Genomic DNA, 500 nt, shown 5'->3' on the forward strand with positions numbered 1-500 from the left:
GGTTAGGGTAATACAAACAGTAAACTCTATATAAGAAATATTATTAATAAACAAAAGCTAACCCCGCAGAAGCGGGGTTATGTTTTACTGAATAACAATACTACATTCAAGGTCTGAGATTACACCTGAATTGTTGTATGTCGTAATAGTCCATGATGTTGTTGATGTTTTATTAACAACAACATACCTTCCAGTACCAGGCGAAGAAAAAGTGTAGCCTGCACGTGACATGTCAGTAGGGAAGTTGATGACCAAAACACCAACGGATGATTTAGTCGCGACACAACCCGTGGCAAGAGCAATCGCACCTGAAGAGTTGATATTAACTACGCACGGCGAACTTACCAGCTTAACCACACCAGAGTTGAGAGCATATGTATCGTATACTGTGCCGATGCGGTTCATCCCAAGATAGGTCACCACAGAAGAAGCCAATCCATCCCGGTTACGGAGCACGACAGACACACCAAGACCTTCGCAGTTAGTCACTTGCTGGTCAG

Annotated in this window: 1 protein-coding gene; it reads right to left on the reverse strand. The window is 43.2% G+C overall.

Translation table 11 applies throughout. The features are described from left to right. Window positions 1-84: 84 nt before the first annotated feature. Window positions 85-500: hypothetical protein (locus G3A47_RS23620; protein WP_166926718.1), on the reverse strand; the 416-nt coding region annotated here is incomplete at its 5' end.

It is taken from the genome of Flavobacterium poyangense, assembly GCF_011751075.1.
GTDB lineage: Bacteria > Bacteroidota > Bacteroidia > Flavobacteriales > Flavobacteriaceae > Flavobacterium > Flavobacterium poyangense.